Below are 5,409 nucleotides of genomic sequence, written 5' to 3' on the forward strand. Positions count from 1 at the left end.
AATCCCATCACTTTCAAGGCCAGCGACACTTTTTATATCGAAATCGGCGCGAACGAAGCGATTGAATATCCCGCGGGCGCGGACCGAAACGCGCAAACGCCGCAGCGCAGCTTTCACTACAATTGGGTTTCGGGCGATTATGATCCGATTGGCGCAGTGACAGGTTTTGAGAACGGCGCCTATCTCATTCGCGCATTCGGCACGAAGAGCGGCGGCAACAATCAACCTCCGGTCGCGCGCGCGCAAACCTCGAAGTCGGTGGCAAATGTGAACGAAGCGATCACGTTCGATGCCTCGCAATCTTTTGATCCCGACGGGCAGATCACGCAATACGCCTGGGACTTCGGCGACGGCGCTTCGAGCAATTTGAAAATCGCGACGCACGCTTACACGCGCGCGGGAAATTTTACCGCGAAGCTCACAGTGACGGACAATCAAGGCGCGACCGGAGAAACGATTCGCCTCTTGACGATTCATCCGAACGGCACAAGCCGACTCGCGGTGAATCCCGCGAACGGCGCGATTGCAGCGGGCGGCGCGCATACGATCAATGTCACGTTCGATACCCAAGGCCTCGCGGAAGGCGAATACGAAGGGCAGATCATCATCACCAGCAACGGCGGCAATCTCACGCTGCCAGTGCACGTTCGTGTGAGCCATGCGACGGCTGTTGATGAGCAAGCTGCGAGCGCGCCGCGCACGTTTGAGTTGCAGCAAAATTATCCCAACCCATTCGCCGTGAACGGCGCCGTCGTCAATTCGGCAACGACGATCAAGTATCAATTGCCCTCAACTGCACAAGTAGAACTGATGATTCATGATCTTGCGGGTCGGGTCGTGGCAACATTTGATGTCGGCGTGAAAGAAGCGGGCGAATACTTCGTGGAATGGAATGGTCGCGACGGCAAAAGTGCGCACGTTGCCAGCGGTATCTATTTTTACCGGCTCACGGCAACTTCTGTGGATGGCAACATAACGACTTTGTCTAAAAAACTGGCGGTTTTGAGATAAAGCATTAGCGCAAATCCAAGCTGTTTTTCGATCTTCGTGACATAGAAATCGAAGCATGCCGGTCGCCGGCGATTGATTGCGAATTCTTTGACAAAGAGCAGAACGAGCATGCGGTCTTTGCACCGGCTGGCATCCATGCCGCGCAGTTCGTTTTAGCTTGACCAGAGAGATGAAATGAGTTCGGATTTGGGTCGCCATGCAGATATCTTGCAGTGGGAAACGACTAAGAAGAACTCCCAAAACCGTTGTAGGAATGGTGAGAAGTTGATAGTCCGCGTGAGCCGCAACAAACTTTTTTGCTTGCAAGTATGCGCGCAAAGATGTAGAATGCCTGCACTCAAAAAGGCTATCCCGTATGACTGAAATTCCTCATTGCCGTTCGCTCATCGACTGGGGCACCTCCACCTGGACGTATCCCGAATGGCGGGGCATCGTTTATCATGAGTCCTAAGCCCAATACCGTTCACTTAAGCGCCAAGGTTCTTTGAAAAATAGTAGGATGGCTCCGTTTTTAAAGATTTGGTATATTGGTTTGGATACCGATACCAAACTAAGGAACCATCCTATGCGATTCAAATTGCAGGTGCCCCAGGCGTCCATGCACTTTACGGAACAAGTAAATATCCCCGCGCTGAGCAAGATCATCTCCTCGCGGCGCATTGACCGAGTTTTGGAGCAAACCGGCAAACGCGAGAAGCGTTGTCGGAAAGTGAGCGCGGCTTTTTGCATTTGGTTCTGTATCGCGTTGAATTTGTTTACGGATGATCCCTACCAGCACGTCTTAAGCAAATTGGTCAAGGGCTTGCGTTATATTTGGTCGGATCCGAATATCACGTTGCCGGGCAAAAGCGCGTTATGTGCCGCACGTTCTCGCTTGGGTGTCAAGCCCATCGTCGCCTTGTTTCAACAAACCGCCAAACCCTTGGCCGATTTCGGAACCCCGGGCGCGTTTCTGTTTGGCTTGCGCTTGATGGCCATTGATGGCAGCACCGAACTCTTGGCGGATACGCCCGAGAATGTTGCTTCCTTTGGGCGACACACCACCGGCCGCGGCACGAGCGCCTTTCCACAAGCACAGGTGGTTTATTTGAGTGAATGTTGCACACACGCAATTGTGGACGCCGGCATTTGGCCTTTACACACTAGTGAGCGGGTCGGCGGACTGCGCCTGTTGCGCTCTCTTGAGCCGGGGATGCTCGTCCTCATCGACCGTGGGTTTTTCAGCTACACCATGGCGCATAGCATCGTGTATGAGCGTGGCGCACACTTTTTGGCGCGCGTGGGTGCGCAGGTGACGCTTAAGCCGGTCGAGTATCTCAAAGATGGCAGCTATACCGCTTATCACTGCTGTCCGGTTGAGCGCTTTTCGTGTCGCCCAAGGGGCAAAAAGCGCCCATTTTTCCCGAGTCCAGTCTGAAATTGGCGATTACGTTACCCTTGGGTTTCGTGAGCGACTTATCCACACTTTTGTGGATAACGAAGAAAATTTAAACTTCTTATCGTACGTGTGAAATAAAGCTTGAGCTCCCAAAGCCGCGTTTCGTATTTTTGGATGTCAACAAAAGCGAAACTCAAACTTCAGGAGACTCAAGTCATGCAACAATTCAGTACCGTGTATAATCAATTTCTCAAACTTATGCCGCGCGGCACCTTCCAACAGTGTGTGGATCGCTATCAGGGTGATTATCGCACGCGCAAAATGACTTGCTGGTCACAGTTCGGTCTCATGAGTTATGCCCAAGTCAGCGGCAAAGTTTCCTTGCGTGATATCGAGGTCAGTTTTGCCAACAAGGAGAATTATTTTTATCATCTCGGTCTCCAGAGCGCTTCGCACTCGACATTGGCTGATGCCAATGCCAAGCGTGATTGCCGCATCTATCAAGACCTGTTTGCAGCGATGCTGTCACGTTGCCGCGACCTTGCCCCACAACACAACTTTCGTTTTAAGAATCCACTAAAATCGTTTGACGCTACCACGATCAGTTTATGCCTGGCCATGTTTCCGTGGGCTAAGTTTCGTCAAGCCAAAGGTGCCATCAAAATTCATACGCGTTTGGATCACAGCGGGCAAATTCCTGACTTTGTGCACATCACCTCGGGAAAAACCCATGAAATCAATATTGCGCGCACGCTTGCACTCGAAGCCGACGATATTTTGGTGTTCGATCGCGCCATGATTGACTACAAATGGCTCAACCATATCGACGAACAAGAAGCGTATTTTGTCACGCGCGCGAAAGACAACATGAGCTATCGTGTTCTGCGAAATCCGGAACATCGGTTGCCGGTCCTAACTGACCATGCTCGTGCGCAAGGGATTCTCAAAGATCAAGTCATTTGCATCACAGGAACCAAAGCCGATGATATCCCCATCGAACTCCGCTTGGTGGTCTATTGTGACCCCGAAACGGGTAATGTTTATGAGTTCTTGACCAACATCTTTCATCTGGCGGCCTTGACCATTGCGCAAATTTACAAGGCGCGCTGGGAGATCGAAGTCTTTTTCAAATGGATCAAGCAACATCTCAAAATCAAAACTTTCTTCGGAACCTCCGAGAATGCGGTGATGACGCAGATTGGGATTGCCATGATCACTTATCTACTGTTGGCCTATCTCAAATATCAAACCAAATGTCAATACTCGCTGTTACATATTCAACGCCTGCTGCGCGAAAACTTGTTCATTCGAACGTCACTCACTGCCCTGCTCCTGGCCGCTAATCGAAAGCTGGCCCCGCAGCAGAACTCCCTCAATGCAGCACAACTCGTTTTACTGCTTTAAACCGGACAGCAGTGACCGCTTATCTTTATCCGTCGGACTATCGCCGTAAACGGGCGGGGGAGCGGATGCTGGTTCGAGTGCTGGAATATACCCTGTCTGATCCCAACCGTCCGGGCTATGGCATCGTCCATCGTCTGGTGACTTCACTGATGGATCCCGATCACGCGCCGGCCATGGATTTGATCTGCGCTTATCATGAACGTTGGGAAGTTGAACTCGCCATTGATGAAATGGAAACCCATCAACGCGAGGCCGGCACACCCTTGCGTAGCCGCAAACCACTGGGCGTGATCTAAGAATTTTATGCTCTGCTAATCGCCTTTAACGCCCTGTGTGCCTTGCGGCTTCAGGCCGCGCTCTTTGCAGGCCTCGATCCCGATCGCATCAGCTTTGTCGTGACGCTGCGCAAGCTCTGCGAGTCCGTCGATCAATTTCAACAAACCGCTCGGCAACAACGGCCCCTGCTCTTTAAACGATTATTGCAAGACATTGCCAATGAACAATTGCCCAACCCGGACAAGCCGGAACCAAAAAGTTGGTTTTTCTAAAAGTGTCATGAAACCCCTATCAATACTGGATAGAATTACACTCATCAAAAAATCCTTGCTTTTTTTTGCACAGATTCAACTACAAAGGGACTAAGCGTCGTTCGCGCAGTAATCCGCGGGTTGTCAAACGAAAAATGTCCAATTTCTTGTTGAAGCGAGAGCATCACCGCAGGTACCCACAGCCAGGCACGAGCTTTCGCGATGCCATTCAGGTTCTTAAGTGAACGGTATTGACTCTAAATCAGAATACTCGATATGATCAGACAGCTCGGCAATGCCATAAATCATCGCGTCATATTCTTCACGAGACAGTTTCATGGATATGCATCTGATTGAGATTTCTGATGGCCGGAGATTCTTTGAACATCAAAGCGCGATAGCGCCGGAGTCTATCCAACTTGCTTTTGTAATATCCGGCCCATTCAGCAAAGTCTAAATTGCCATCGTCGTCGAGCCATCCGCCCGAGTAGGCATCGAAAAAATATTCCGAGAGCAAGCCGTACTGCTTTTCAAACTGCGGCACTTGTTTTCGGCGGGGTGCAAATCTTCGATAATTTCTTGAAGTTTAGTATTCATAGGATTGCTCATGTCTTCATCAGAAATTTTGGTGCTCAAGCATGTTCAGACGCTTGCAAGAATTCGTCACGAGCGGTTTTTGTCGGCAGGCAAATCGTTCTTGAAAGTTTCGAGGTGAAATTGAATGCCGGACTTGGCGTCGGCTAAAGCCTCTTCATAAGTATCCCCTTCGCCAACGACGGCACCTTTTAAGCCAAGCGGATAGGCGACATAGCCGCCGGGAAATTTTTCAACAAGAACTTTGAATTGTCTCATAATGAAAATTCCTGTTGGAATTCCAAGCCTATAACCGAAAGTAAACAGCAACTACTATCAATATACGAAATCACTGCTGTCCGGTTAAATCTAGAAAGCCACCAAAGCAACTACGATTTTGACTAATATTTATCGGGACAAGATGCGATTCTATGCTTTGGCATAATTCTTCGAAGCTTGTTTTTGAGAAATTTTTATTTTTAGCTTTTTCTGAAGCTAACTCGTTATTCTTCGTTC

Annotated in this window: 5 protein-coding genes and 2 pseudogenes; 5 read left to right on the forward strand and 2 right to left on the reverse strand. The window is 49.8% G+C overall.

What is annotated here, in order from left to right; all coding sequences use genetic code 11:
- The 5 genes and pseudogenes from FBQ85_26060 (at nt 1) to FBQ85_26080 (ending at nt 4,341) form a co-directional block, all read left to right on the forward strand.
- Nucleotides 1–447: pseudogene (locus FBQ85_26060) on the forward strand (PKD domain-containing protein).
- A 1,063-nt stretch (nt 448–1,510) separates the two neighbouring features.
- Nucleotides 1,511–2,428 (forward strand): IS4 family transposase, encoded by a 918-nt coding sequence (locus tag FBQ85_26065; GenBank protein ID MDL1878598.1) that lies wholly within the window; start codon nt 1,511–1,513, stop codon nt 2,426–2,428.
- Nucleotides 2,429–2,605: 177 nt separating this feature from the next.
- Nucleotides 2,606–3,721, forward strand: a pseudogene (locus tag FBQ85_26070) (IS4 family transposase).
- A 137-nt stretch (nt 3,722–3,858) separates the two neighbouring features.
- Nucleotides 3,859–4,089: a hypothetical protein gene (locus FBQ85_26075; GenBank protein ID MDL1878599.1), complete on the forward strand. Its 231-nt coding sequence runs from the start codon at nt 3,859–3,861 to the stop codon at nt 4,087–4,089.
- A 42-nt stretch (nt 4,090–4,131) separates the two neighbouring features.
- Complete coding sequence (locus tag FBQ85_26080; GenBank protein MDL1878600.1) at nt 4,132–4,341, forward strand: hypothetical protein; 210 nt, start codon at nt 4,132–4,134, stop codon at nt 4,339–4,341.
- Between the two features lie 301 nt (nt 4,342–4,642).
- Here the strand turns inward: FBQ85_26080 and FBQ85_26085 are convergent, their stop codons facing one another.
- Together FBQ85_26085 and FBQ85_26090 are read right to left on the reverse strand one after the other, a co-directional pair.
- Nucleotides 4,643–4,864 carry a hypothetical protein gene (locus FBQ85_26085; GenBank protein ID MDL1878601.1) on the reverse strand — a complete coding sequence of 74 codons (222 nt, stop codon included), beginning with the start codon at nt 4,862–4,864 and terminating at the stop codon, nt 4,643–4,645.
- Nucleotides 4,865–4,983: 119 nt separating this feature from the next.
- Nucleotides 4,984–5,172: a type II toxin-antitoxin system HicB family antitoxin gene (locus FBQ85_26090; protein ID MDL1878602.1), complete on the reverse strand. Its 189-nt coding sequence runs from the start codon at nt 5,170–5,172 to the stop codon at nt 4,984–4,986.
- Nucleotides 5,173–5,409: the final 237 nt, after the last annotated feature.

The organism is Cytophagia bacterium CHB2 (genome assembly GCA_030263535.1).
Lineage (GTDB): Bacteria > Zhuqueibacterota > Zhuqueibacteria > Zhuqueibacterales > Zhuqueibacteraceae > Coneutiohabitans.

Coding starts and splice junctions, on each gene's coding strand:
- FBQ85_26065 (MDL1878598.1), top strand. CDS start 1,511: ATGGCTCCGTTTTTAAAGATTTGGTATATTGGTTTGGATACCGATACC.
- FBQ85_26075 (MDL1878599.1), top strand. CDS start 3,859: ATGCTGGTTCGAGTGCTGGAATATACCCTGTCTGATCCCAACCGTCCG.
- FBQ85_26090 (MDL1878602.1), bottom strand. CDS start 5,172: ATGAGACAATTCAAAGTTCTTGTTGAAAAATTTCCCGGCGGCTATGTC.